The sequence below is a fragment of the Asaia sp. A2 genome (assembly GCF_057319415.1).
In genome coordinates this window covers 258,754-282,373 of sequence record NZ_JBXWTO010000001.1, presented here as the reverse complement: position 1 = coordinate 282,373, position 23,620 = coordinate 258,754, and the positions used below count along the sequence as shown (strand labels likewise).

General features: G+C 59.7%; 23 protein-coding genes. 15 read left to right on the top strand and 8 right to left on the bottom strand.

Translation table 11 applies throughout. From position 1 onward, the window contains the following. The first annotated feature begins 19 nt into the window (after positions 1–19). The 8 genes from gnd (at position 20) to ACWNRM_RS01265 (ending at position 8,477) form a co-directional block, all read left to right on the top strand. Positions 20–1,015, top strand: coding sequence for a phosphogluconate dehydrogenase (NAD(+)-dependent, decarboxylating) (gene gnd, locus ACWNRM_RS01300; protein ID WP_485169134.1), 996 nt, complete (start codon positions 20–22; stop codon positions 1,013–1,015). A gap of 133 nt (positions 1,016–1,148) precedes the next feature. After that, positions 1,149–2,696 carry a glucose-6-phosphate dehydrogenase gene (gene zwf / locus ACWNRM_RS01295; RefSeq protein WP_485169133.1) on the top strand — a complete coding sequence of 516 codons (1,548 nt, stop codon included), beginning with the start codon at positions 1,149–1,151 and terminating at the stop codon, positions 2,694–2,696. A gap of 28 nt (positions 2,697–2,724) precedes the next feature. Then, on the top strand, positions 2,725–3,588 hold the full coding sequence (locus ACWNRM_RS01290; protein WP_485169132.1) for a Cof-type HAD-IIB family hydrolase: 864 nt from the start codon (positions 2,725–2,727) through the stop codon (positions 3,586–3,588). A gap of 90 nt (positions 3,589–3,678) precedes the next feature. After that, positions 3,679–4,437 (top strand): 6-phosphogluconolactonase, encoded by a 759-nt coding sequence (pgl, locus tag ACWNRM_RS01285; protein ID WP_485169131.1) that lies wholly within the window; start codon positions 3,679–3,681, stop codon positions 4,435–4,437. Beyond that, on the top strand, positions 4,430–5,149 hold the full coding sequence (gene rpiA / locus ACWNRM_RS01280) for a ribose-5-phosphate isomerase RpiA (protein ID WP_485169130.1): 720 nt from the start codon (positions 4,430–4,432) through the stop codon (positions 5,147–5,149). Before pgl ends, rpiA begins: the two co-directional genes overlap by 8 nt. Beyond that, positions 5,146–5,682: a gluconokinase gene (locus tag ACWNRM_RS01275; RefSeq protein WP_485169129.1), complete on the top strand. Its 537-nt coding sequence runs from the start codon at positions 5,146–5,148 to the stop codon at positions 5,680–5,682. Before rpiA ends, ACWNRM_RS01275 begins: the two co-directional genes overlap by 4 nt. Positions 5,683–5,958: 276 nt before the next feature. Continuing rightward, a complete protein-coding gene (locus ACWNRM_RS01270) occupies positions 5,959–6,855 on the top strand; it encodes a DUF4349 domain-containing protein (protein WP_485169128.1) in 897 nt (298 codons plus the stop codon). Positions 6,856–7,007: 152 nt separating this feature from the next. Beyond that, entirely contained in the window at positions 7,008–8,477 is a 1,470-nt protein-coding gene (locus ACWNRM_RS01265; RefSeq protein ID WP_485169127.1) for an MFS transporter, read from the top strand. A gap of 95 nt (positions 8,478–8,572) precedes the next feature. On the opposite strand, the gene gloA2 is transcribed toward ACWNRM_RS01265, so the two are convergent. Genes gloA2 through cysS form a run of 3 tightly spaced genes read right to left on the bottom strand, consistent with a single transcriptional unit; the run spans position 8,573 to position 11,095 of the window. Further along, the gene (gene gloA2, locus ACWNRM_RS01260; RefSeq protein WP_485169126.1) at positions 8,573–8,989 is read right to left on the bottom strand and encodes an SMU1112c/YaeR family gloxylase I-like metalloprotein; all 417 of its coding nucleotides are present in this window, start codon (positions 8,987–8,989) and stop codon (positions 8,573–8,575) included. Continuing rightward, positions 8,964–9,743, bottom strand: a complete 780-nt coding sequence (locus tag ACWNRM_RS01255) for an RNA methyltransferase (RefSeq protein ID WP_171840683.1) — start codon at positions 9,741–9,743, stop codon at positions 8,964–8,966. Before ACWNRM_RS01255 ends, gloA2 begins: the two co-directional genes overlap by 26 nt. Beyond that, a complete protein-coding gene (gene cysS / locus ACWNRM_RS01250) occupies positions 9,740–11,095 on the bottom strand; it encodes a cysteine--tRNA ligase (protein ID WP_485169125.1) in 1,356 nt (451 codons plus the stop codon). The genes ACWNRM_RS01255 and cysS overlap by 4 nt, the downstream gene beginning before the upstream one ends. Before the next feature lie 96 nt (positions 11,096–11,191). Here cysS and ACWNRM_RS01245 point away from each other — a divergent pair, with 96 nt between their 5' ends. Further along, complete coding sequence (locus tag ACWNRM_RS01245) at positions 11,192–12,619, top strand: MATE family efflux transporter (protein WP_485169124.1); 1,428 nt, start codon at positions 11,192–11,194, stop codon at positions 12,617–12,619. A gap of 44 nt (positions 12,620–12,663) precedes the next feature. On the opposite strand, the gene ACWNRM_RS01240 is transcribed toward ACWNRM_RS01245, so the two are convergent. Further along, complete coding sequence (locus ACWNRM_RS01240; protein WP_485169123.1) at positions 12,664–13,134, bottom strand: LysM peptidoglycan-binding domain-containing protein; 471 nt, start codon at positions 13,132–13,134, stop codon at positions 12,664–12,666. Positions 13,135–13,518: 384 nt separating this feature from the next. On the opposite strand from ACWNRM_RS01240, the gene rpsD reads away from it, so the two are divergent. Both rpsD and ACWNRM_RS01230 read left to right on the top strand, forming a co-directional pair. Next, the gene (gene rpsD / locus ACWNRM_RS01235; RefSeq protein WP_023978552.1) at positions 13,519–14,136 is read left to right on the top strand and encodes a 30S ribosomal protein S4; all 618 of its coding nucleotides are present in this window, start codon (positions 13,519–13,521) and stop codon (positions 14,134–14,136) included. Positions 14,137–14,242: 106 nt separating this feature from the next. After that, positions 14,243–15,805, top strand: coding sequence for a peptide chain release factor 3 (locus ACWNRM_RS01230; protein WP_122039844.1), 1,563 nt, complete (start codon positions 14,243–14,245; stop codon positions 15,803–15,805). 111 nt (positions 15,806–15,916) lie between these two features. Here the strand turns inward: ACWNRM_RS01230 and ACWNRM_RS01225 are convergent, their stop codons facing one another. The 3 genes from ACWNRM_RS01225 to aroB all read right to left on the bottom strand — a co-directional run bounded on the left by ACWNRM_RS01225 (position 15,917) and on the right by aroB (position 19,384). Then, a complete protein-coding gene (locus tag ACWNRM_RS01225; RefSeq protein ID WP_485169122.1) occupies positions 15,917–16,060 on the bottom strand; it encodes a hypothetical protein in 144 nt (47 codons plus the stop codon). Positions 16,061–16,244: 184 nt separating this feature from the next. Further along, positions 16,245–17,390, bottom strand: coding sequence for an OmpA family protein (locus ACWNRM_RS01220; RefSeq protein ID WP_485169308.1), 1,146 nt, complete (start codon positions 17,388–17,390; stop codon positions 16,245–16,247). Positions 17,391–17,701: 311 nt separating this feature from the next. Then, complete coding sequence (gene aroB, locus ACWNRM_RS01215) at positions 17,702–19,384, bottom strand: 3-dehydroquinate synthase (RefSeq protein WP_485169121.1); 1,683 nt, start codon at positions 19,382–19,384, stop codon at positions 17,702–17,704. A 147-nt stretch (positions 19,385–19,531) separates the two neighbouring features. On the opposite strand from aroB, the gene ACWNRM_RS01210 reads away from it, so the two are divergent. The 3 genes from ACWNRM_RS01210 to ACWNRM_RS01200 are packed head-to-tail and all read left to right on the top strand — an operon-like array spanning position 19,532 to position 21,726. After that, positions 19,532–19,783: a hypothetical protein gene (locus ACWNRM_RS01210; protein ID WP_485169120.1), complete on the top strand. Its 252-nt coding sequence runs from the start codon at positions 19,532–19,534 to the stop codon at positions 19,781–19,783. A gap of 11 nt (positions 19,784–19,794) precedes the next feature. After that, a complete protein-coding gene (locus ACWNRM_RS01205; RefSeq protein ID WP_485169119.1) occupies positions 19,795–20,721 on the top strand; it encodes a tyrosine recombinase in 927 nt (308 codons plus the stop codon). Positions 20,722–20,769: 48 nt separating this feature from the next. Next, positions 20,770–21,726: an acetyl-CoA carboxylase carboxyltransferase subunit alpha gene (locus ACWNRM_RS01200; RefSeq protein ID WP_062164959.1), complete on the top strand. Its 957-nt coding sequence runs from the start codon at positions 20,770–20,772 to the stop codon at positions 21,724–21,726. Positions 21,727–21,816: 90 nt separating this feature from the next. On the opposite strand, the gene ACWNRM_RS01195 is transcribed toward ACWNRM_RS01200, so the two are convergent. Next, a complete protein-coding gene (locus tag ACWNRM_RS01195) occupies positions 21,817–22,569 on the bottom strand; it encodes a competence/damage-inducible protein A (protein ID WP_485169118.1) in 753 nt (250 codons plus the stop codon). 131 nt (positions 22,570–22,700) lie between these two features. Here ACWNRM_RS01195 and ACWNRM_RS01190 point away from each other — a divergent pair, with 131 nt between their 5' ends. Next, positions 22,701–23,609 (top strand): SMP-30/gluconolactonase/LRE family protein, encoded by a 909-nt coding sequence (locus ACWNRM_RS01190; protein WP_485169117.1) that lies wholly within the window; start codon positions 22,701–22,703, stop codon positions 23,607–23,609. Positions 23,610–23,620: the final 11 nt, after the last annotated feature.

Below are 23,620 nucleotides of genomic sequence, written 5' to 3'. Positions count from 1 at the left end.
CTGTGCAGGAGTTTTAGAGATGCAAATCGGTATTGTTGGCCTTGGCCGTATGGGCGGCAACATTGCAGTACGCCTGACCCGTCATGGTCATGACGTCGTGCTGTTCGACCGCACGCCTGAAGTTGTGACCAAGACGTTCGACCGTGCCGAGAAAGGCCGTGCGATCGCTGCGAACTCGGTGGCCGATCTGGTCAGCAAGCTTTCGGCAGAGCGCAAGATCGTCTGGGTCATGCTGCCGGCCGGTGAGATCACCGAAGCCTGCGTGCAGGAACTGCGTGGCCTGCTCGGCAAGGACGACATCGTGATCGATGGTGGCAACAGCTACTACAAGGACGACGTCCGTCGCGCTCATGAGCTGATGGAAAAGGGCATTCACTACATCGACGTCGGCACGTCGGGCGGTGTCTGGGGCCTCGAACGCGGCTATTGCATGATGTACGGCGGCACCAAGGATTCGGCCGATCATATCGACCCGATCCTGAAGGCTCTGGCACCGGGCAAGGGTGACGTTGTGCGCACCATCGGTCGTGACCGTGAGGGCCTCGATCCGCGCGCCGAGGAAGGCTATCTGCATTGCGGCCCGGCCGGTTCGGGTCACTTCGTCAAGATGGTCCATAACGGCATCGAATACGGCATGATGCAGGCTTTTGCTGAAGGCTTCGACGTCATGAAATCGAAGAACTCGCCGGTCCTGCAGGAAGACCAGCGCTTTGACCTGAACATGGCCGATATTGCTGAAGTCTGGCGTCGCGGCAGCGTTGTATCGTCCTGGCTGCTCGACCTGACGGCCGATGCGCTCGCCAAGAACGAATCCCTCTCCGAGTTCTCGGGTGAGGTCGCCGATTCGGGTGAGGGTCGCTGGACGATTGAAGCGGCTATCGAGGAGTCGGTGCCGGTGCCGGTCATGACGGCCTCGCTCTTCACGCGCTTCCGCTCGCGTTCGGGCAATAACTACGCAGAGAAGATTCTCTCTGCCATGCGCTTTGGTTTCGGCGGTCACGTCGAGAAGAAGTGACAAGACGGGCTGGGACCTTCTCTGGTCCCGGCCCTTTTTCTTTCTCTAAGCTGTCTGCCTGAATGCCAGCGGGAGTCCGAATGCTCCCGCTCGCACTCCGGCTTTCCGATTATCGACTAAAAAGGTTTGGCATATGGTCGACGTTTCCGCTTCAGCACATGCGGCATTGTCCAATAACGAGACAACGCGTGGAGTTCGCCAGGCGCCTCCGGGGTCCATGGTCATTTTTGGCGGTGGTGGCGATCTGACCAAACGTCTTCTCGTCCCGGCTATCTACAATCTGGACTCGGCCGGTCTCCTCAGTGAGGATTTTTCGATCATCGTGGTCGATTGGGCTGAGATGACGACAGAGGGGCTGCTGGAACAACTCAAGGGCGCACTGGACGATTTCGTCAGCAAGCGCGGGACCAATGCGACCAAGTTGCGTCAGGATGTGTGGGATCGCCTTTCGCAGAGCATCACCTACCTGCGGGGCTCCTTCGAGGAGATCTCGACTTTCGAGGCGCTCAAGGAGCGTCTGGGGGAGCGTTCTGCCGTATTCTATCTTGCCGTGGCGGCCCGGTTTTTTGGTCCGATCGTTGATCTGTTGGGCAAATCCGGGTTGGCCGAACAGACGGATACGATGTCACGCCGCGTGATTATCGAAAAGCCATTTGGCGCGGATCTGGAGTCTGCCAAGGCGCTGAACGCTCGCCTGCTGCGTTCGCTGGATGAAAACCAGATCTATCGTATTGACCATTACCTCGGCAAGGAAACGGTCCAGAACATCCTGGCCCTTCGCTTTTCAAACGGTTTTTTTGAGCCGCTCTGGAACCGCCAGAATATCGATCACGTGCAGATCACGGCAGCTGAGACCGTTGGTGTTGAGCGACGTGGCCGTTTTTATGAGAGCACGGGTGCCATTCGCGATATGGTGCCGAACCACCTGATGCAGCTTCTCTCCATGGTCGCCATGGAGGCACCGACGTCCTTCGATGCTGAGGCTGTTCGTGACGAGAAAGCCAAGGTGCTGAGCGCCATTCAGCCGCTCGATCTGTCTCAGGTTGTGCGTGGCCAGTATGTCAGTGGCTCCTTTGGGGTCGGGGACGAAGCGGAGGCGTTGCGCGGCTATCGCGAGGAGCCCGATGTGGCGATGGGCAGCCAGACCGAAACCTATGTCGCGATGAAACTGCGCATCGATAACTGGCGCTGGGCGGGTGTGCCGTTCTATCTGCGCACAGGCAAGCGTCTGCGTCGTCGCAAGACCGAGATTGCGATCCATTTCAAGCAGGCACCCTTTGCGCTGTTTCGCGATACACCGGTGGACAAGCTCACCCCCAATATCATGGTGCTGCATATCCAGCCGACTGAAGGTGTGACCATGCAGTTTTCTGCCAAGGTGCCGGGTCCTTCGGTCCGCCTCGGTGGCGTACGTATGAAGTTCGACTATTCCGACTGGTTCAGCGAGGGGCCGAGCACCGGCTACGAGACGCTCATCTACGATTGCATGATTGGCGACCAGACGCTCTACCAGCGCGCCGATACCATCGAAGAGGGCTGGCGCATTGTCGAACCGGCGTTCACGCAGAACATCGCTGACAAGTCACCGCTCTGTTTCTATCCGGCTGGTCTGGATGGCCCGCGTGAAGCCGACGAGCTTCTCGCGCGTTCTGGTCGTCGCTGGCTTGATCTCAACAATTAAGTTCGTTGGTAAAACGACAGGAGACCTTATGACGATCGAACTGGATGCCATTCACGATGCACTGCCGCCTGAGGCGTCCACGGTACGACTTGTTGTCTCCGATATCGATGGGACACTGATTGGTCCGGACAAGTCTCTGGCTCCATCGACGCTCGAAGCGGCGCAGGACCTTGCGCAAGCGGGCATTATCCTGTGCCTCGTCAGCTCGCGCTCTGCCGAAGGCATGCTGCGGTATCATCGCGAGCTTGGGCTCAAGACGCCGTTTGGCGCACTCAATGGCGGGTTGATTGTCAGCGCGGATGACGAGATTCTCTCTCATCTCGTCATGCCAGAGAGCTGCGTCATGGCGGCTTGTGATACATTGTCGGTCCACGAGATCGATACCTGGCTTTTTCGTGATCATGATTGGCTGATCCGTGATCCGGGTACATATTACGTTGCTCATGAGCGTCGATCGGTCGGGATTGAGCCAGTGGTAGTGCCGGATCTGAGGCCCTACATGACGGGTGTGGGCAAGATCATGGCCGCGAGCAGCAATCCGGCACTCCTCCAGCGCATGGAGACCGAGATCGGAGCCATGCTCAAGGGGCAGGCCAGCGTGCACCGATCGGCGGATTATTATCTCGATATCACCCACAAGGACGCCAACAAGGGCTTTGCCGCCCGCGCACTGGCTGACCGTCTTGGCATATCCATGAGCAATGTTGCCTGCATTGGCGACATGTCCAATGATGTCCCGATGCTCGGCATTGCCGGGCTTGGCATTGCCATGGGGAATGCGAGCGCTGATGTCAGGGCGCATGCCCATGTGACGACGGGACGCAATGACGCGGATGGCTGGGCCCAGGCCATGCGTGAGTTTGTTCTCCCTCGTGCGCCGGGCGCGGCCTGAAGGCAGAAGCTGAGAGTGGGGCGGCCTTGCGAGAAGACTGGTATGGGTCCCCCGCCTCAAGGCCATCCGAGATGGGCCATAGAATAAGGAATGAAACAGATGACTGGACATGACGTGACCTCGGCCCGGATCGTGGTTCTGGAAGATGGCGAGGCCGTTGCCCGCAAGATGGCACAATGGCTTCTCGATCAGGCGCTCGCAAAGAAGGACGGCCCATTCGTTGTCGCGCTATCGGGCGGTTCGACCCCCAAGCGTCTGTTCAAGATCATGGCGGAGCCGGCTTATGCAGCCCAGTTTCCCTGGCGTCGTACCCAGATATTCTTTGGTGACGACAGGCATGTGCCCTTTACTCACGAAGACAGCAATTTTCGCATGACAAACGAGATTCTTCTCGATCATGTCGATCTGCCACCAGAGAATATCCATCCGATCCCGGCAGATGGCACGCCGGAGCATGACGCTGCGCTCTATCAGGCCGCGCTGATCGATGTTTATGGCAGTCACCATCTGATCCCAGGCAAGCCACTTTTCGATGTCGTGATGCTGGGTATGGGGCCAGATGGTCACACCGCCTCGCTTTTCCCGCGGCAGCCCATTCTGCAGGAGCGCGAAAAATGGGTCGCTGCCTGCACACCTGATAACGCCCCGCACGACCGTGTGTCGCTCACCTATACGGCGATCAATTCAAGCCGGGCCGTTGTGTTCCTGATTGAAGGGGCAGGCAAGGCCGAGATGCTCGCCCGTGTGCGTGCGGGTGATGCCTCGTTGCCATCGTCGCATATCACGTCGGAAGGCGAGGTCGTGTTCCTGACTGACAAGGCGGCTGCGGGAGATCTGGCCAATGGCTGATCTCGGCGCACAGGATGCAGCGGCACGTGTTGCCGAGCTCAAGCGTGAGGCTGCACACCATGCTATCGCCTATATCGAGGATGGCATGGCAGTCGGTCTTGGCACGGGCAGTACCGCCAAGTTCATGATCGACGCATTGGGCGAGCGCGTCGTTCGCGAAGGTCTCAAGATAAGGGCGATCCCGACTTCGGAGGCCAGTGCGGCTCAGGCTCAGAGCCTGAATATCCCGATCACCAACTTCGCCGACGATCCGTATCTCGATGTCGCCATTGACGGTGCCGACGAGGTCCAGACCGGCTCGCTTTTCCTCATCAAGGGGCGGGGCGGGGCGTTGTTGCGCGAAAAGATCGTGGCGGTCTCGGCACGCAAGTTCATCGTGATCGTGGATGAGAGCAAGATCGTGACGGATCTTGGCACCCATATGCCAGTGCCCGTCGAAATCATCCCCTGGGGGTGGGAGCGTGTCGAGAATCTGCTGCGTCAGACGGGTGCCAAAAGCTGCATACCGCGTCGCAACGAGGACGGGTCGCTCTACATGACCGACAACCACAACATCATCATCGATTGTGATTACGAGCGTATCGAGGATCCTCGTAGCCTGGCCGATCGCATCATTTCGATTACAGGTGTGGTTGACCACGGATTGTTTCTGGACGTTACGACCGAGGTGCTGGTTGCGGGCGCATCCGGCCTGCAGAGGCTCAAGGCATGAGCGCCGCGCAGAAACCTGCTGCCGACAAGGCAGCACCCGGGCTTTTCGTTGTCATGGGGGTGTCGGGCTGCGGCAAGACGACTGTGGCTCAGGGGCTGGCCAATCATTTCGGTTGGCCGTTTCAGGAGGGGGATGACCTTCACCCACCGGCCAATGTCGCCAAGATGCATAGCGGTATTCCGCTCGACGATGCCGACCGTGCCCCCTGGTTGAAGATCTGCCATGAGTGGCTGCGAGATCACGCTGCTACCGGTGGCGTGCTGACCTGCTCGGCACTCAAGCGCAAATATCGCGATACGCTCCGCAATGGGCTCGATATTACCTTCGTCTATCTTGAGACCAGTGAACGCACAATTGCCGAGCGATTGAAGCATCGCATCGGCCATTTCATGCCACCATCGCTGCTGCCCAGCCAGCTTGCTACGCTGGAGCCGCCAGGCCCGGATGAGAATGTGGTCACTGTGGATAGTGCGGGTACGCCCGAGATCGTCATGGCAAAGCTGATCGCTTCATTGAAAGCCAAGGCCGGCTAGGCTTTTCTTTAACATCCGGATCGATTCACGCGCAGTTTGTGGATCGATCCAAGAAACCTGCCATCAGATTCTATTCAAGCTCGTGAACAGCTTATGCACAGGCTGATCCGCAGAGTTGTTCCTTGAATCTGGGGATAACTTCTGCCCGCTCGCAGGCATCATGGATTGATGGACGGGGCTGATGCGGAATTCTGCCCTATTTCCCTCCCAGCGTGACACAAGGCCGCGTTACTGGTGGCAATTTGTCCAAATCCGGGCAGAGAGATGGCAGGTAATATGAGTTCTTCCAAGCGAGCCATACGGCTCTTTTCCTTGACCGGCGTCGTTCTGACCCTCGCGCTTCTGCCTGGCTGCAAGCACCATCACACCACGCAACGCGAAGAGGATCCTTCTCCACCGCCCATGCCCGCCGTGGCCCCCGCGCCGGCGATGAGCCTGCGCTTCTTCAAACATGGTGTCAGTCAACGGGCCGGGCAGGCGTTCATGGCCTACGAGCACCGGCTGGACCTTACTGTCCCCGATCATCTTGTCGGTGCCCATCTGGATGCGGCGCGCTCGGCCTGTACGGCGGCCGTATCGTGCGAACTCGTTTCATCAAATGAAAATACGGAGGAACTGGGGCAGGGCGTATCGCAACATTCTGCCCGTATCGCCGTGCGATTGCCCCATGATCGTGTCGAGGCCTTTATCAAAGCCGCCTCATCGCCCCTGCCGGGCGAGGAAAGCCGTAATATCGTCACGCGTGCAGCGACAACGAGCGAGACCGATCTGCAAAATGACGTCGTTGATGTGGATCGGCGTCTGGCGCAGATGACGGTCTACCGCGACAGGCTGGAAGCCCTCGAGGCCCAGAGTGCCGGCCATACCGACGACCTGATCAAGGTCGCCAAGGAGCTCTCTGAAGCGCAATCCGCGCTTGAAGATGCACAGAAGGAAAAGAACGGCCTCTCCCGCCGCATCGATACCGAGAGGGTCGACGTCAGCTTCGAGGGTGCGAGGGCGACCTCCACACCTGTCCGACAGAGATGGAACGAGAGCACACAGATTTTCATGGAGACACTGGGCGACGTCTGGTTCTTCCTGATTCAGGCCGTGGTCTGGGCTCCTCTGGTCCTTGTAGGCCTTCTGCTGGTTCGTCGTGCGATACGCAAAGGCTGGTTCAGACGCGATTAGGGATCAGCGTTTGCTGGCTCAGCTTAAAGTGAGCCAGCGAACCCTTGCAGCGGCGATGCGTCAGAACCGATATCAAATATTAAAAATTCTGTAATCGGCAAGGGGTTCGCTCTGTGCATTCATTTTCCGACCAATCGCATCGGGCAAACCCTGTGAAAGACCATGGCAGGCCCATCGAGACGGATATTCCGGCTCGACTGGACAGGCTGCCGTGGTCGCGTTTCCATATGCTCATCGTCGTGGCCCTGGGCATTACCTGGATTCTGGATGGGCTGGAGGTGACAATCATTGGCTCGCTGGCCCCATCGCTCGAACGCGGTGATACGCTCGGTCTGAGCGCCGATGGGATTGGTTTTGCTTCGTCGTCCTATGTCGCGGGTGCGGTGCTGGGGGCGTTGTTGTTTGGCTGGATGACGGACCAGCTCGGACGAAAGCAGATCTTTTTTCTGACCCTTGCTCTTTATGTTGTCGGTGTCGGTGCGTCGGCTTTCTCCTGGAACCTGGGCAGCTTTGCAGTCGCCCGTTTCCTGACGGGTATGGGCATTGGGGGCGAATACTCCGCCATCAATTCTGCCATCGACGAACTCGTGCCAGCTCGGCTTCGGGGGCGTGTGGATGTGATGGTGAATGGCACGTTCTGGGCCGGGGCTGCCTTCGGGGCGCTTGGCTCGGTCTGGCTGCTCAATACCGCTCTCATCCCGATATGGCTGGCATGGCGTGTCGCCTTTGCGCTTGGCGCTTTACTTGGCGTCGCGGTGCTATTGCTGCGAACCTTTGTGCCGGAAAGTCCACGCTGGCTCATGACGCATTGTCGTGTGGATGAGGCCAATGCCATCGTCAGCCATGTTGAGTCGCATTGTGCCGAGCCCGAAGGGGGGTGGGCGCGCAAACTGCCCACAGTGCTCATCTACCCGGCAGGGGTCTTCAGCCCCATGGAAATGATCCGCATCATGGTCCAGCGATATCGTGGGCGCTCGCTTTATGTGCTTGTGCTCATGATCTCGCAGGCTTTTCTCTATAATGCGGTTTTCTTCACCTATGGGATGGTGCTGACACAATATCATGGCGTCTCGGCCAAAGAGGTGGGCTGGTACATTCTGCCGCTTGCGATCGGTAACCTGATCGGCCCCCTTGTGCTGGCGCGCTGGTTCGATACATGGGGGCGGCGTCGCATGATCGGGCTGAGCTATGCTGTTGCCGGTGCCCTGATGGTCGTGGTGGCTTGGGCAATGGGGGCGCATCTTCTCACGGCACTGACCCAAACCCTCTCATGGTGCGCGATTTTCTTTTTTGCCTCCGCAGCGGCATCTTCCGCCTATCTGACCGCGAGTGAACTGTTTCCTCTCGAAATGCGGGCATTTGCCATTGCTGTCTTCTACGCTGTGGGCACCCTGTTCGGAGGCGTCGCAGCACCAGTGATCTTCGGACATCTGATTGGTACGGGGCGGCTGTCTCTGCTGGTAATGGGATATCTTGTTGCAGCCGGTCTGATGCTTGTGGCGAGCGCCGTGGCATGGATATGGGGGGTTGATGCCGAAAATCGGTCGCTCGAAGAGGTGGCGCCACCCCTCTCGGCGCTCTACGCTGCACAGGAACAAGAGGCCGCGCGGCCTGGCATTTGAAGCGCCAGCCGCCTCCCGCTTCGCATTCTTTGGTCCGTAATCGGGCGGGCCGGATCTATCCTCTGGCGCATGACCGGGGAGGCCTGCGCAGGCGATCAATTCTGGTAGAGCTCCAGAGGCAGGCCGTCCGGATCGTTGAAAAAAGTGTAGAGTTTACCGGTATAGGGATCAGTACGAAGCGGTTCGCACGCCACGCCGTGTCCCGTAAGATGATCTACGGCATCCTGGATATGCTCCACCGCAAAAGCGAGATGACGCAGCCCCGCCGCCTCGGGTTTTGTGGGGCGCGAGGGTGGCGCCGGAAACGAGAAAAGCTCGATCTGTGTGTTACCGATGGCAATATCGCATTTCCATGACTGACGCTGGGCGCGCCAGATTTCACGGATGATCTTCAAACCAAGGACTTCGGTGTAGAAGGCCCGTGATTTCTGGTAGTCAGAGGCGATGATTGCCACATGATGGACGCCGGTAAACATGGTCTGACGCCTATTGCTGTCGGGCTTTGCGGCCATTGGAGAGTTCAGTCACGACGCCATGCATGGTGCGGAGTTCCTGTTCGGTCACTTCTCCACGCTGGAACAAATGGCGCAGATTGCGCACCATACCAGGGCGTTTTTGCTCATTGCGCAGGAAGCCGCACTCGTCGAGATCACGCGTGAGATGGCCGAGGAAGTTTTCCAGCTCACCCTTGGTCGCTACATGGGTCTCGTTTGTCATCAGCGTGCGTGGCGGCGTGGTTTCGCAGGCCATCCACCACTCATAGGCCATGATCAGCACCGCCTGAGCGAGATTGAGTGACATGAAATCGGGGTTGAGCGGATAGCGTATGAGGATATCGGCGCGCGCCATGTCCTCATTATCGAGCCCAGCACGTTCGGGACCGAAAAGCAGCCCTGCCTTGAGCCCCCGATCGGCTATTGCGCGCAGTTCTGACGCGGCACCACGGGCCGTCATGACGGTCTTGACGATATGGCGCGGGCGCGGGCAGGTCGCCATGACGTGGTGGAGATCGGCGACGGCCTCATCCACGGTGTCAAAAACCTGCGCCTCGTCCAGAATCCGGTCAGCACCGGAGGAGGCATACCAGGCGCGCTCCTGCGGCCAGCCATCACGCGGCGCGACGATACGCAGATGGAAGAGACCACCATTGGCCATGGCACGGGCCGTCGTCCCGATATTTTCGGCGAGCTGCGGGCGCACCAGGATCACGACCGGGCTGAAAGCCCCTATCGGTCCGATATCGGCGCCACCATCACGACCCGTCATGCGCGCCTCCATTTCGTTCCCTGTGCGGTATCTTCAAGAATGATCCCCTGCGCGGCCAGATCGGCCCTGATCGAATCCGCTAGTGCGAAATTACGCGCTCTCTTGGCTTCGGCACGCTGGACGATCAGGGCGTCAATGGCACCGTCATCCGATCCGGCTCGAAACCACTCATCGGCCGACTGGCCAAGCAGGCCGATCATGGCGCCAGAAGCCTTGAGCGAATCGGCTGCCTGTGCATCGCCAGCAAGGGCGGCATCGGCCAGCGGGTGCAGGCAGGAGAGGGCGAGAGGTGTGTTCATGTCATCGCAAAGGGCGGACATGAAATCAGCATCGACTGCGCCGGGTGTGATAGACGGGTGTTTCTCAAGGGCGCGATAGAAGCGATCGAGCGTCCGCTTTGCGTCGTCGAGTTTCTCCCAGGTGAAATCAAGCACGGAACGGTAATGGGCACCGAGCATGAGCAGGCGCAGCGCCTCGGCCGGGGCACGGGTCAGCACCTCGCGAATGGTGAAGAAATTGCCCAGGGATTTGGACATTTTCTCCCCATTGGAGAGCAGCATGGCATTATGCAGCCAGTATCGCGCAAAGCTGCTGCCCGGATTGCAGCAGAGAGACTGGGCCCGTTCGTTCTCATGATGCGGGAAAAGCAGATCGTCGCCCCCGCCGTGAATATCGAAGCTCTCACCCAGATAACGATGGGACATGGCCGAACATTCGATATGCCAGCCGGGGCGGCCGCGGCCATAAGGACTGTCCCATCCGGGCTGTTCAGGCGTAGAGGGCTTCCACAGGACGAAATCACCGTGGTGACGCTTGTAGGGCGCGATCTCTACCCGTGCACCGGCCAGCAGATCGTCCGGGCTTCGTCCGGACAGGGCACCATAACTCGCGCAGCGATCGACTGCGAAGAGAACATGGCCCTCTGCCTCGTAGGCGTGGCCGCTTGCGATCAGTTGGGCAATCATCGCCAGCATGTCGTCGATATGATGCGTGGCGCGGGGCTCGATGTCGGGTGGCTGGATGCCCAGCGCTGCAACATCTTCATGAAAGGCGATGGTCGTACGGGCCGTGAGGCTCGCGATATCCTCACCATTATCCCGCGCCCTGGCGGTAATCTTGTCATCCACATCCGTGATGTTGCGGACAAAGGTCACACGCGGAAACAGCGCGCGCAGCAGGCGGACCAGAATGTCGGCGCTGAGCATGGCACGCAGATTGCCGATATGCACGGCGTCATAAACGGTGGGTCCACAGTAATAAACGCGCACATTTTCAGGGTCCAGGGGCGTGAAAACCTGTTTCCGCCGCGTCTGGCTGTCATGAAGGGACAGGGTATAGGGTGGGGTGGCCATGGAGTTGAGTAGATGCGTCAGCCCCGCGCCCCATGCAACTCTAATTTACGGCTTTTGGTGCTGGTTTTCTTTCGGCACTGCTATAATCAGGGCTGCATGACAGAAATTCGCTCTTCCGCAACGGCCCCGCGCTGGGGTGAACACCTGCGTGCGCTGATCAGAATTGCCGCGCCGCTGAGTTTTTCGCAGTTGAGCGAAATGGCCATGAATGTCACCGATACGGTGCTACTTGGCAGTCTGGGTGCCACGGCGCTGGCGGTGGGTGGCATGACCACCAATCTCTTTTTCTGCACGTTCATCACGTTTCAGGCGGCGCTGGGTGGGGCCAGCATCCTCATCGCCCGGGCGCGCGGCCGTGCCTTTGCGTCGCAAGAGCGTCTGGAAGATCTCTCGGGCATTGTGACATCAGGCGTCTTGCTTGCGCTGCTGCTCTGTCTACCAGTGCTGGCCATTCTGCTGCCCGCAGGGTCGCTGCTCAGTTTCTTCAACGAGCCCGCCCTGATGGTCTCACAGGGCAGCCGCTTCATGCATCTGCTGCTATGGGCGCTCCTGCCCAATCTGGTCATCATCGGGCTGCTCCGCATTATCCTGCCTGCTTTTGGCAGTGAACGTCTGCTGCTCTGGACCATGCCGGGTATGGCGGTCATGAACGGCTTTCTCAATGCCGGTCTGATCCATGGGCGCTTTGGTTTGCCGCGTATGGGGCTGTGGGGTTCGGCCTGCGCGACCATCGTGACGGGCTGGTCGGTTGCCATCTTGCTGGTAATTCTCGCCCGGCGCCAGTCCTTACTCAGGCCGCATCTTCGCCTGACGCGCCCCGATCCACGCGCCATGATGGAAATGCTGCGTCTGGGGCTGCCCATGATGGGCGCGACGGGCGCAGAATTGCTGGCGTTCCAGATGACAGGGCTTCACGCTGGCGCGTTGGGGGCTGTCTCGTCGGCGGCACACCAGATAGCGCTCAGCGTGACCAGTACCGCTTTCATGATCAGTCTGGCGCTCTCTCAGGCGGTGAATATCCGGGTTGCGTACTGGCTGGGCGCTGGTGCTCCTGCGGCGGCCCTGCGCGCCACGCTCGGGGCAGTCATGCTGGTGGTATTGTGGACGTGCTTTACCGCTACGATCCTGCTCGTCTTCCCGGAATACATCGCCGGGTTTTATGTCGATCCGCGTGGTCAGGATGCGGCGCAGGTCATTCCACTGGCTGTAACGCTTCTCAAAATTGCGGGGATCTTCCAGATTCTCGATGGCGTGCAATGCGTGTGTTCTGGCGCCCTGCGAGGTTGCCATGACACGTTCATGCCAATGGTGCTGATGGTGGTGACCTATATCCCCGTATCCATCCTCGGGGGCGACTGGCTGGCGTTCAAGGCAGGTTACGGGGCTGCAGGGCTCTGGATCGGCCTCGCCACCGGGCTCGGTATCCTGTCGGTCCTGCTGTCGATAAGGCTGGCGGTCACGCTACGGCGCAAACTGCGAGAGGGGCAGGGGACGCTGCCCCCTGCCTGTGCGGAGCCCGCCTGATCAGGCCCTGCTTGTTGCTCAGTAATCGGTAGAGCGCGGAGAGATCAGGCCTCCGGGATACGGATCGTCTGGCCGGGATAGACGCCGTCATGATGAGCCAGCTCGGCTTCATTGGCCTTGTGCAGATCCTCTGCCGTGACATCCGCATCCGTTTTTTTGGCAATGGCATGCAGCGTCTCTCCGGGTGAGACCTGATGAAATACCGGAGCGGGCGTACCCTCTGGCACCGTGATATCGGCATGCACCGTGTCGATACCGGCGATATTGCCTGCGGCGAGGATCATGGCATCGCGTTCGGCCGCGTTCTCGGCCTTGCCCTTGAGGGCGATGGTGCTGTCGCGCACCGTTATGTGCGAGACGGAAAGCTGCGACATGCCATATTGCTTGAAAGCGCGCTTGATGAGGCTCTCATGCGGAGCCTTGGGCGCGGGGGCACCAGCCGGGTTGATGGCCGTAACCTTGGCTTGCTCGTCCAGCTTGCGCCCGGCAGCACGATTGAATTTGAAAATGGCCATGACGGGCCTCCCTAGAATAATCACGGTTGTTATGCCATGAGACATGGCGTGCATCCATGCAGACGCAGCCGCTCTTGTGTTGTTCCGTCAATCCGAAATTTGTGAGCCACGCGAGCTCTCCTGATTGGTGCAGGTGGATGAAAGGCGAGCTCTGCCGTCGCTGATCCGGGCAAATTTGATTGACACCGCAGAGGGGGTCCTGTACGAGCCGCCGCTATTGCCGGGAACGTGGACATGCCGGCCGTTGTCAGATCGGGTTCTGCATCCCGTGACAGCGGTTCGAGGGATGCGCCCGTCTTTCTCAATTCGGGGGAAGGCCTACCGGCGCAACATGCGGTTGCCACGCAGCATAGGGCAGCCCGAAGTCGAAGCGAGTTCTTGCACATGAGCAAGCGCCAAGAGAGCAAGTACAAAATCAATCGCCGTCTGGGCGTAAACCTGTGGGGCCGCGCCAAGTCGCCGGTCAACAAGCGGGAATACGGCCCCGGTCAGCATGGCCAGCGCCGCAAGCAGAAGCCCTCCGACTTCTCGATCCAGCTGATGGCCAAGCAGAAGCTCAAGGGCTACTACGGCAACATCAGCGAGAAGCAGTTCCGCAAGTACTATGACGAGGCCGTCCGTCGTAAGGGCGACACGTCAGAGAACCTGATCGACCTGCTGGAGCGTCGCCTGGATGCGGTGATCTACCGCCTCAAGTTCGCGATCACCCCGTTCGCTGCCCGTCAGTTCGTCAGCCACGGCCACGTGACGGTCAATGGCCGCAAGGTAAACATTCCTTCCTACCTCGTCCGTGACGGCGACGTCATTGAAGTGCGTGAGAAGTCCAAGCAGCTTGCTGTCGTTCTCGATGCCGCCCAGTCCGCTGAGCGTGACGTGCCGGAATACATCGAGGTCGATCATCGCCAGATGAAGGGCAAGTTCGTTCGCAGCCCGCGTCTGTCCGATGTGCCGTACCCCGTGCAGATGGAACCGAACCTCGTGGTCGAGTTCTACTCGCGCTAAAAGACCCGTTTCTTCCGGGTGTTTCTGGCCAATGCCGGATCGGGTTCACCCCGGTCCGGCATTTGTCGTTTCTGGTATTTGCCGTTTTACCGAAGGTTAGTTTTCGATGTCCGAAGCCGCGTCTGCCTCCGTTTCTGCCACGGGCCTTGCCAGCGAGATCCGGCGCCGCCGGACCTTCGCCATCATTTCGCATCCTGACGCCGGTAAGACGACCCTGACAGAGCGTATCCTGCGTGCGGGTGGCGCCATCCAGCTTGCAGGCAATGTACGCGCGAAGGGTGAGCGCCGCCGTACCAAATCCGACTGGATGGGTATCGAGCGTGACCGCGGTATTTCGGTTGTGACTTCGGTCATGACTTTTGAATATGGCGGCTGCGTGTTCAATCTGCTCGACACGCCGGGCCATGAAGACTTCTCCGAGGACACCTACCGTACGCTGACGGCTGTCGATTGCGCGGTCATGGTGATCGACGCAGCCAAGGGTATTGAGGACCGTACGCGCAAGCTGTTCGAGATCTGCCGTCTGCGCGATATTCCTATCGTCACGTTCATCAACAAGATGGACCGCGAGGCGCAGGACTGCTTCGGGCTACTGGATGAAATTGCGTCTACCCTTGCGCTGGATACCTCTCCTGCCACATGGCCGATTGGCCGTGCCGGTCATTTTGCTGGCACCTATGACATGCGCACGCGTGAGATACGCGGTGAGGCTGCGACGCTCCCGCAATCCGATGCGCGTATGGTTGCGCTTTCCGAAGAGCTCGAACTAGCCGAGGCTGCTCTGCCCTTGTTCGACCGTGAGTCTTTCGACGCCGGGCATTTGACGCCTGTGTTCTTCGGGAGCGCCATGAAGGAGATTGGCGTGACCGACCTGCTGGATGCCCTGGTGGCTTATGGTCCCGAGCCGCGTGCTCAACCCAGTGAGACGCGTGAGGTCAAGGCCGATGAGGAACAGGTAACGGCGCTGATCTTCAAGATCCAGGCCAATATGGACCCCAATCATCGCGACCGTATGGCCTTCGCCCGTATCTGCTCGGGACGGCTGACGCGCGGCATGCGCCTTAAGCATGTGCGCACAGGCAAGCAGTTTGCGCTGCACACGCCACAATTCTTCTTTGCGCGTGATCGTCAGCTTGCGGAGGAGGCCTTCGCGGGTGACGTCGTGGGGCTGCCCAATCATGGCACATTGCGGATTGGGGACACGCTCAGCGAGAGTGAAGAACTTCGCTTTACGGGCGTGCCGCATTTCGCGCCCGAAATCCTGCGCCGTGTGCGCCTGGATGACGCGATGAAAGCCAAGAAGCTGCGTCAGGCGCTTGTGGAACTGGCAGAGGAGGGAGTCGTGCAGCTGTTTCGCCCGCAGGATGGGCTACCACCCATCGTAGGCGTCGTCGGCACACTCCAGCTCGATGTGTTGCAGTCGCGTTTGCAGGGCGAATATGGCGTTGCTATCGGGTTTGAATCGACCCCCTATACCATTGCCCGCTGGGTGACGGGCGAACGTACCAAGATCGAAGCCTATTCCATGGCGAACCGCTCAGCCATGGCAGATGATCTTGACGGCGATCCCGTTTTCCTCGCGAGCTCCAACTTCATGATGCGCCGTATGGTCGAGATGAACCCCGATCTGGCGTTTCACGATATCAAGCAGATTGGTCTGAGCAACTGATCAGCTGGGTGTCTTGCGAGATGCTATCTGAGTAAAATCTGGCATGAGATTGTCTGGAATAAAAAAGCCCCGGGAGACCGGGGCTTTTTTTGCGCCGTAGGAACATGTCGTTCACAGGGTCAACAAAGCGATCGCCCCGAGAGCGAAAAGCCCGCCCACAAGGGCGCCGAGCATGAGAAAGACATTCTCGCCTTCATGGTGAAGCGGCGTAACGCTGGAGCGGTCCGAACGATTGAGATGATAAGTCTGAGCCATGGCCAACCTCCCCGGAGGGGCGAAGCATGAACAGCTTATCCTCCGAATGCATTACCTATATGTAATGCTTTGTCGGTGAGGCAAGGGGGGCAGCAAAGAAAAAGGCCCCCGACACGAATGCCGGAGGCCTTTATTCTGGAACCGATCAAGAGGCCTCTGGGGAGACCTCTTTCTCAGGCCGAAATCAGCGGAGGATGATTTCGACGCGACGGTTCTGCGGCTCGCGGGTGTTCGGACCCGTCGGGACCAGCGGATGCTGCTCGCCGTAGCCGTGGATGTCGATCGCAGCGGCAGGAACGCCGTCACGGATCAGCTCAGCCTTGACCGACTGTGCGCGACGGACCGAGAGGCCCATGTTGTACTTCTGGCCGCGTGCACCGGGGTGAGCAGCAGAGTTGTCGGTGTAGCCATTGACTTCGATGCGCGTCGTCTGGACGTGCGTGGAAGCCTGAGCTGCCTGGGCAACGATCTCACGAGCGCGGCCCGTCAGGTTCGACTTGTCCCAATCGAAGAACACCAGGTAGGTGCGGGCAGGCTGCACGGCCGGGGGAGCAACCGTGACGACCGGCGGCGGCGGCGGGGGAGCCGTGTCGAACGCATAGCGCAGGCCCAGAATGAACTGGTGGTTGAAGCGCTGATCGAAGTTCACGTTACCCTTGTGGAGGCCCGAACCGTTGCGGTTCCAGCTGGTGGAGCGATAAGCACCATCCGAGAACGTCTGGCCGATCATGCGGTATTCGGTCGTGAGCGCAAGGCCCGGAACGCCCGGAATATCGTAAGCTGCACCGACGATGCCCTGATAGGCAAAGCCACCCTGCGTGCCGCCAACGCGGTTCACAGCGCCGTTGCTGTAAGCCGTGGTGATCGGGTTGTAATGCTGCCACAGGTAACCTGCACCGACACCGACGAACGGCGTGACGGGCACGTTGATGCCGAACTGGGCCAGATCGATGTCATACAGCACGTTGACGAAACCGCCATACGACTGGTCCGAACCGCTGGTCGAGCCGGGGACGGCCGTCGGCGTGCGGTGGTTGATCTGGGAGTAGTTGTAAACGCCTTCAACTTCAGCGCGCAGGCCGTTGCCGAAGCCCCAGCCGAACGAACCGAAGCCCGTGAAGCCGTCCTTGTGACGGAAGCGCGAGCTGCTGGCGTTGTTGCTGGTCGTGCCATCAGCCTGTGTGGTCGGCGAGAAGCGACCGTGCTGCTGCTGAACCAGGTTGTAGCCACCGCCGATATTGACATACGGGCCGGTGATGGTGCTCGCCATGGCGATCGTCGGGGCGGCTGCCATCGACGTCATGGCCAGAAGTGCCGTGCGGAGACGCATTAGTTTCGTCCTCATAAATTCATCCATTCAAGCCTGCCGTTTTCCCTCCGAAGAGGGGAAGCAACAACAAGCTCAGCGCGATGCATAAGTGCGTATAGAGCCGTCATTTCCGGTTCAGGAAGTGAGTTCCATGGGTATTTGACGATTAGACGAAGTAGCCGTGTCCAAACTGCAACACTCCATTCCGTCCGATTAACAATTTCTTATGCAGCGAGCCGTTCTAGCGGGTTTGTTCATGAAAGCTGTCATCAAGGGATCGTGAGGAGAATGGCTGTTCTGTAAGGAAAAACCGCCATTTCCCTTTCCCTATGTCAGGGGCGGCAACCTTCCTGAACCAAAACGTCACGCACCGTGTCCATTTCAACATCACGGGTCGTGAATGCTTGGCCGATCCCGCGAATCAGCACGAAAGAAAGGCGTCCGTTGAGCACCTTCTTGTCGCGAGCCATCGAGGCGATCAGTTCGCTGGCGCTCAGCGTTTCATCGAACCAGTCGAGACCGGCGGGCATGCCAAGGCCACGCAGATGGGTGTCGATGCGTTCCATGTCGGCACGTGGGCACAGGCCCAGGGCGACAGAGAGGGCAGCGGCCAGATGGAGTCCGATCGATACGGCCTCACCATGCAGAAGTCGCCCGTCATAGCGGAAATGGGCCTCAAGAGCGTGACCGAAGGAGTGCCCAAGATTGAGCAGGGCTCTCCCATCCTGCGCAGCCGTTTCCTTTTCATCGTCCATCACGACTTTCGCCTTGAAGGCGCAGGCACGCTGCACGGCTTCCCCCAAGGCCGCCGGGTCGCCGTCGAGAAGGTCGGCGCCATGGGCTTCGCACCAGGCAAACAGGGCCGGGTCGGCAATAACGCCTGCCTTGACGATTTCGGCATAACCCGCGACGCGTTCACGACGTGATAGTGTCGCCAGAGCCGAACTGTCTGCCAGAACGATACGAGGCTGATAGAAGGCCCCGACAAGATTTTTGCCGGCGCGGGCATTGAGCCCTGTTTTGCCCCCGACCGAGCTGTCGACCTGAGAGAGCAGTGTTGTCGGGATCTGAACAAAGGGAACGCCACGCAGAACGCTGGACGCCACAAAGCCGGAAAGATCGCCCACCACGCCACCGCCAAGGCCGATAACCGTTGTATGGCGTTCCATCCCGTGGTCCAGAATGTCGTTGATCAGCGCTGCATAGCGGGTGAGCGATTTCGACTCTTCACCCACTGGAACCACAAAAGGGGTGGCCTCGATACCGGTCTCGCCCAGTGCACCAAGCAGGCGCGGGAGGTGGAGTTTCGCCACGGTTTCATCGGTGATCACCACCGCACGCTTCTGGGGCAGGACGGGTGCCAGATAGGCCCCGGCACGGCTGATCAGGTCAGACCCGATCAGAACCTCGTAACGATGCGACTCAAGCGTTACGGGTACCCGAAGCGGGTGGGCATAGGAATCGAGCGCCTCAATAATGCGCTGAGCACCATGATCGATGCTGTCATCTCCACAATCCACGACGATATCTGCCTCTGCATAAATGGGGTGGCGCTGCGCCTGAAGCGCGGCAAGCGTTGATTCGACATTGCCCTTGTCGAGCAGGGGGCGACCCGTGCGGCCTGAAACGCGACGCACCAGTATGGGGAGCGGGCAACGCAGCCAGACCGAACGGGCGTGGGCCTTTACCAGACGGCGCGTCTGCGCGTCGATGAAGGCGCCGCCCCCTGTTGCAAGCACCTTGGGACGCCCCTGCAGCAGACGCTGGATCACCCGTCGCTCACCATCACGGAACGCCGGCTCACCATGCCGGGCAAAGATTTCCGAAATGGTGCAGCCCGCGGCACGCTCAATCTCAAGATCGGCATCCACGAACTCCAGACCGAGTCGAGCCGCCAGACGGCGGCCGATTGTCGTCTTTCCGGCGCCCATCAGGCCGACAAGAACAATGATCTGGTCAGCAGTGTTCGGGGCAGGGAAGTCCGATCCGGTTGCGGGATCAGGCAGGTCGGGCATCGGTTCGGTTCGATCGGAAAAAAAGGTGGGGCGTGACATTCGGGCAAGGCTAACATACAGGAAAGCGGCTCGCCACCGAGCAGCCCCGGCAGGGCGCGGCCTGTGGCTGAAAATCTTGCCCACACGCCCGTCTTTCAGGAGTTTTTCATGTCCACGCTGAGCTTTCCCCGGATCGCCCTTGCACTCGTTGTCCTGATCGTTCTGGGTCTTGGCGGAGCGTTTCTGAAGCTCGGGATGAACCCGCCACTGCCCGTACAGACGATGGTGCACAAGGATCTGCCGGGAACGCAGTTTGCGGCGACGGCGGCTGATTCCGCACCGGCCATGCCGGGCGCCGCACCCGCCAAACCCATGCCCGCCATGCCAGAGCCTGTCGCAGCGCCCATGCTTCAACACTGAGCCGTTCCCTCATGACCGGGGGTGAGGGGCTACCCCCGGCGGCAGAGGCTTTTCTGGAGATGCTGGCGGCGGAGCGCAATGCGGCCCCGCGCACCCGTCAGGCCTACGCCTCGGACCTTGCGGATTTCATCGCCTTCCTGAAGCGTCAGAATGAGGGTGAGCCGGCGGCTCTGCTTGAGGCAGGGCAGACCAGCATTGCGGCCTATAGTGCCTGGCAGGGGCGTTCGGGGCTTTCATCAAGTACCGCAGCACGACGGCTTTCATGCCTGCGCCAGTTCTTCCGTTTCGTGCAGCGCGAGGGGTGGTCCGATCATGACCCCACAGAAAGCATCCAGATGCCGCGTCTGGAGAAGCCGCTGCCCAAACTCCTGTCGGAGGCGCAGATAGAGCGTCTGCTCGACGAGGGATGTCATGGCCATGACGATCCACGGCGTGATCTGGTCAGCCGGGCGGCGCTCGAACTGCTTTACACAACCGGTTTGCGTATTTCGGAGTTGCTCGCTCTGCCCGGGCGGCTGTTCAGGCGTGAGTCGGAAATGGTGCTGATCAGGGGGAAAGGTGGGCGGGAGCGGCTCATACCGATCTCCCATGCAGCTCGCGAAGCCGCTCTGGCGCTGCTTCATCATGACCGGGATATCGATAGTCCCTACCTCTTTCCCGGTCGCAACCCGGCGCGTGCCCTGACCCGTCAGGGGTTTGACAAGATCCTGCTCCATGTAGCGCTCAGGGCCGGGATCGATCCCGATCTGGTATCACCCCACGTGCTGAGACATTCCTTCGCAACGCATCTGCTGGAGCGCGGGGCGGATCTGCGCGCCTTGCAGATGCTCCTTGGTCACGCCGATATCGCGACGACCCAGATCTATACCCATGTGATGCAGGAACGGCTGCGGCAGGTGCTTAACCAGCATCACCCGCTTTCGGATGATGCGCCATGATGAAGCGACGGATTGTTGTGGAACATGAACCCGTGCTATCGGCGGGGCATGCGTCAGTATCTCGATTTCGAAAAGCCGGTTGCCGAGCTTGAAAACAAGATTGCCGAACTTCGCCAGATGGCCAAGGACGGCGAAGGCATCAACATTGCCGACGAAATCGGCAAATTGTCCGACAAGGCGGAAAAGCAGCTTCGTGCTGCCTATACCAAGCTGACGCCGTGGCAGAAAGTCATGGTCGCGCGCCATGCGCAGCGTCCTCGCGCTCTTGATTACTTCAAGGGGCTGCTTGAGGAATATACGCCGCTTGCCGGTGATCGTCTGGGGCATGATGACCAGGCCATCGTCGGTGGTCTTGCCCGTTTCCGCGGTCAGGCTGTCATGGTGATCGGCACCGAGCGCGGTTTCGACATGGAGTCGCGCCTGCGCCATAATTTCGGCATGCCCAAGCCGGAAGGCTATCGCAAGGCGCAGCGCCTTGTTGAGATGGCCGGCCGCTTTGGCCTGCCGATCCTGACATTCATCGATACGTCAGGTGCATGGCCGGGCATCGATGCCGAAGAGCGTGGTCAGGCGCAGGCTATTGCCCGTTCGACCGATTGCTGTCTTCGCGCACCGGTTCCGCTGATTGCCATCATCATTGGTGAAGGCGGGTCGGGCGGGGCTGTTGCCCTTGGCGCCGGTGACCGCGTTCTGATGCTTGAACATTCGATTTATTCGGTCATTGCGCCGGAAGGCGCCGCGTCCATCCTCTGGCGCGACCCCAAGCAGGCGGCTACGGCGGCCGAGGCGCTCAAGCTGACGGCTCAGGATCTTCTCAAGCTGCATCTGATCGATCGTATCATCCCCGAGCCCATTGGCGGGGCGCAGCGTTTCCCGGAAGAAGCGATTGCCGCTGTCGGCGATGCCATTGGCGATGTGCTGGCCGAACTCATTCCCTTCGAGGGAGAGAATCTGGTGGCAAAGCGACGCGAGAAGTTCCTTGCGATGGGGCGTGATACGCTCTGAGGCACCGGTTTCCGGACGGGGTCTGACGACCCCGGCCCTGAAGGATGAAGAACCGCCTGGCCATAAGGTCAGGCGGTTTTTTTGTGCTTCTCAGGGGGCAGGTTCACCCTCGAGCGGCGTCACCCCAAGCAAATCGATCAGTTGACGGATGCGCTCACCGGCTTGCGCCACCTGATCTGAATCGTAGCCCTTGGCGACGAGAGACACACCCTTGCGCCCGTCGGCACGTTCAAACGGATAGGAGCCGAGGTCGAGCGTGGGGAAGTCGTTCTGGATTGCCTCCAGCCCCTCCGCCAACGTCCCCTCACGCAAATCCGCATGCCATGCCACCGAACATAGAGGGGCCCCCCCTTCGAGGGTCGGAAGCAGAGCGTTGAACATGGATTGCATGATGGAGGGTACGCCCGCCATGACATGCACATTGGCAATCGAAAACCCCGGAGCAATCGAAACGGTGTTCTCGATCGGGACAGCACCGCGTGGCAGCCAGGCCATCCGCTGCCGCGCCTTGTTGAATTTCTCCTTGCCCAGATAGGATTCCAGCTTTCGATAGCTTTCGTCGTGAATTTCGAGGGGAACCCCGACCGCTTCCGCGACGCAGGCCGCGGTTATGTCGTCATGGGTCGGGCCAATGCCGCCCGTGGTAAAGACGTGGTCGAACATGGCCCGACAGGTGGCAACCGTGTCGATGATGCGCCTGGCCTTGTCGGGAATGACGCGAACCTCTTCCAGTGCAATTCCCGAGCGGGCGAGGCCGTTCGCGATGAAGCGGATATTGGCATCCTGCGTGCGGCCAGACAGGATTTCATTGCCGATGATGAGAAGGCAGGCTGTAGGTGGCATGGGGTTTCCCTCTGATCGCCGGGGAGTGATAACTTCGTCAACCATACAGGGTGTCTTGACGTTAAATCCCGACACGGCGATCAACTTCGAGTTGATGAAACTGACTATGACCTTTTCGCAGGAGACAGGAAATGAGCGATCTGAACAGCGAGCCCTGCGCATCATGCGCCTATGATATCCGCGCCGATCTGGGTGAGGGGCCGGTCTGGATCTCCAGCGAAAACGCCATCTATTTCGTCGATATCAACGGTCGCAAGGTCCACCGGTTCGTCCCGGAACTGGGTGAGGCCCATCATTGGGTCGCTCCCGGCAAGGTCGCGTTTCTGCTTCCGGTAGAAGATGGCACCTTCCTGGCGGGGTTGCCCGACGGACTTTACCGGTTCGATCCACAGGCCAGTAGCTTTGAAAAAGAACTCGATGTCGAGGCTGACAAGCCCGGCAACCGCCTGAACGACGGCTGCGTGGACCTGCATGGGCGCGGCTGGTTCGGCACGATGGATGACTCCGAAGAGGCGCCGAGCGGCTCTCTCTATTCGGTGCATCACACGGCAGAGGGGTTTGTGCTGCGTCAGCATGACACAGGATACACGGTTACCAACGGCCCAGCGGTTTCGCCTGATGGCAGGCTCCTTTATGCCTGTGATACACCCAATGGAGTGATCTATCGTTTCGATCTTTCCCCTGATGGGACGCTGTCGAACAAGCGCATCTTCGTGAATTTGCCTGAGGACAAGGGCTATCCTGATGGTGTTGTCTCAGACAGTGAAGGCAATATCTGGTGTTCGACCTGGGGCGGCGCTCATGTGCGTTGTTTCACCCCCGATGGCGTTGAGCGGGCCTCTTTTGCCTTACCTGCCAGGAATGTCACCAAGGTTGCCTTTGGTGGTGATGACCGAAAAACGGCCTATGTCACGAGCGCGCGTCAGGGCCTCTCAGACGAAATTCTTGCGCAGTATCCGCAATCGGGCAGTCTCTTTACCTTCCGTGCCGACAAGGCAGGATTGCCGCAGCATCGCATTGCCCTGGTCAAGGCCGACTGAGCGCCGCCCGC

Excerpts from the sequence above, each read along its gene's own strand:
- gnd (WP_485169134.1), top strand. The coding sequence starts at position 20 with ATGCAAATCGGTATTGTTGGCCTTGGCCGTATGGGCGGCAACATTGCA.
- zwf (WP_485169133.1), top strand. The coding sequence starts at position 1,149 with ATGGTCGACGTTTCCGCTTCAGCACATGCGGCATTGTCCAATAACGAG.
- ACWNRM_RS01290 (WP_485169132.1), top strand. The coding sequence starts at position 2,725 with ATGACGATCGAACTGGATGCCATTCACGATGCACTGCCGCCTGAGGCG.
- pgl (WP_485169131.1), top strand. The coding sequence starts at position 3,679 with ATGAAACAGATGACTGGACATGACGTGACCTCGGCCCGGATCGTGGTT.
- rpiA (WP_485169130.1), top strand. The coding sequence starts at position 4,430 with ATGGCTGATCTCGGCGCACAGGATGCAGCGGCACGTGTTGCCGAGCTC.
- ACWNRM_RS01275 (WP_485169129.1), top strand. The coding sequence starts at position 5,146 with ATGAGCGCCGCGCAGAAACCTGCTGCCGACAAGGCAGCACCCGGGCTT.
- ACWNRM_RS01270 (WP_485169128.1), top strand. The coding sequence starts at position 5,959 with ATGAGTTCTTCCAAGCGAGCCATACGGCTCTTTTCCTTGACCGGCGTC.
- gloA2 (WP_485169126.1), bottom strand. The coding sequence starts at position 8,989 with ATGGCCGCAAAGCCCGACAGCAATAGGCGTCAGACCATGTTTACCGGC.
- ACWNRM_RS01255 (WP_171840683.1), bottom strand. The coding sequence starts at position 9,743 with ATGACGGGTCGTGATGGTGGCGCCGATATCGGACCGATAGGGGCTTTC.
- cysS (WP_485169125.1), bottom strand. The coding sequence starts at position 11,095 with ATGGCCACCCCACCCTATACCCTGTCCCTTCATGACAGCCAGACGCGG.
- ACWNRM_RS01245 (WP_485169124.1), top strand. The coding sequence starts at position 11,192 with ATGACAGAAATTCGCTCTTCCGCAACGGCCCCGCGCTGGGGTGAACAC.
- ACWNRM_RS01240 (WP_485169123.1), bottom strand. The coding sequence starts at position 13,134 with ATGGCCATTTTCAAATTCAATCGTGCTGCCGGGCGCAAGCTGGACGAG.
- rpsD (WP_023978552.1), top strand. The coding sequence starts at position 13,519 with ATGAGCAAGCGCCAAGAGAGCAAGTACAAAATCAATCGCCGTCTGGGC.
- ACWNRM_RS01230 (WP_122039844.1), top strand. The coding sequence starts at position 14,243 with ATGTCCGAAGCCGCGTCTGCCTCCGTTTCTGCCACGGGCCTTGCCAGC.
- ACWNRM_RS01225 (WP_485169122.1), bottom strand. The coding sequence starts at position 16,060 with ATGGCTCAGACTTATCATCTCAATCGTTCGGACCGCTCCAGCGTTACG.
- ACWNRM_RS01220 (WP_485169308.1), bottom strand. The coding sequence starts at position 17,390 with ATGCGTCTCCGCACGGCACTTCTGGCCATGACGTCGATGGCAGCCGCC.
- aroB (WP_485169121.1), bottom strand. The coding sequence starts at position 19,384 with ATGCCCGACCTGCCTGATCCCGCAACCGGATCGGACTTCCCTGCCCCG.
- ACWNRM_RS01210 (WP_485169120.1), top strand. The coding sequence starts at position 19,532 with ATGTCCACGCTGAGCTTTCCCCGGATCGCCCTTGCACTCGTTGTCCTG.
- ACWNRM_RS01205 (WP_485169119.1), top strand. The coding sequence starts at position 19,795 with ATGACCGGGGGTGAGGGGCTACCCCCGGCGGCAGAGGCTTTTCTGGAG.
- ACWNRM_RS01200 (WP_062164959.1), top strand. The coding sequence starts at position 20,770 with ATGCGTCAGTATCTCGATTTCGAAAAGCCGGTTGCCGAGCTTGAAAAC.
- ACWNRM_RS01195 (WP_485169118.1), bottom strand. The coding sequence starts at position 22,569 with ATGCCACCTACAGCCTGCCTTCTCATCATCGGCAATGAAATCCTGTCT.
- ACWNRM_RS01190 (WP_485169117.1), top strand. The coding sequence starts at position 22,701 with ATGAGCGATCTGAACAGCGAGCCCTGCGCATCATGCGCCTATGATATC.